Source organism: Collinsella aerofaciens (genome assembly GCF_015548375.1).
Classification (GTDB): Bacteria; Actinomycetota; Coriobacteriia; order Coriobacteriales; family Coriobacteriaceae; genus Collinsella; species Collinsella aerofaciens_AB.
This window is the reverse complement of the sequence record NZ_JADMWW010000060.1, coordinates 1-1,006: the sequence shown is the minus strand read 5'-3', so window position 1 is coordinate 1,006 and position 1,006 is coordinate 1. Positions and strand designations below refer to the sequence as shown.

Below are 1,006 nucleotides of genomic sequence, written 5' to 3'. Positions count from 1 at the left end.
TCCCGGGGCCGGCCGGTCCGGCCCTCAGGGTATCGGGTTCCCACATTCATCCGCACATGTGCGGATGAATGTGGGAAATGTTCGGATGAAGTTGATAATCAAGGAGGGGTATGGAGATGTACCTACTAGCAGTACATTTTGCGTAATCTGGGCAAACGCTGATTAATTGCTGGTATAATGTCGTCTGTCGAAAGATACAAAAACCTGTACTTTTGCGACTGCGCCTAGCTGCGAGCGAGAAGCCTGTTCTAAACGCCCCTGCATTTGCGTGCGCCGCAAAGCAAGAAAAGGGGGCGAGAACATGGAGCAGACGGCACGGCGCCAAGAGCAGCTGCCGGGCGCATTTAACGGCGCCACCACTCACAGCCAGCACGGCCGCGTCCGCTGGTATCTGGTCCACACCCCCAATGGAAAAGAGCGCGAGACTTGCGAAAAGGTCCGCTGCATTATCCCGCACAACCTGATGCAGGACGCTTTTGTGATGCAAAAGGAGTTCTGGTTTAAGCGGGACGGCGCCTGGTCGCTCCAAACCAAACCCATGTACAAGGAATATTTCTTCGTCGCCACGCACGATGCCGCCGCGCTCGATAGGGCTTTGGCCCAGTTGAGCTTTGGCTGCCGCATCGCCGGCAGTAGGGAGCGGGCGTACATGCCCATGCCGGACGATGCGCAGGACTGGTACCGCAGCGTTTTGGATGATGACGGCGTGGTGCGCAACAGCGTGGCGCGCATAGAAGACGGCGTGTTGCACATAGAGCAGGGTCCCTTGGTGGGGCAAGAGGCCCGCGTGCACAAGATCGACCGTCATAAGCGCTGGTGCCTGGTAGACGTGGGCGAAGGCGACTCCGCTTTTAGGGAGCTGCTTCCGTTGGACGTGCCCAGTAAGACGTAAGGGGACGTCGCACTGGCAATTCATTCGCATTTTGAATGGCTCTGTTAGACCAGGATTGACATACATGTGTCCCCACGGTGCCATATCTTTGACCCCGTAGACCGCGATGATGGG

Annotated in this window: 1 protein-coding gene; it reads left to right on the top strand. The window is 57.4% G+C overall.

The genetic code is table 11. The features are described 5' to 3' along the window. Nucleotides 1-301: 301 nt before the first annotated feature. Nucleotides 302-892, top strand: coding sequence for a hypothetical protein (locus I1969_RS10970; protein WP_195235148.1), 591 nt, complete (start codon nucleotides 302-304; stop codon nucleotides 890-892). Nucleotides 893-1,006: the final 114 nt, after the last annotated feature.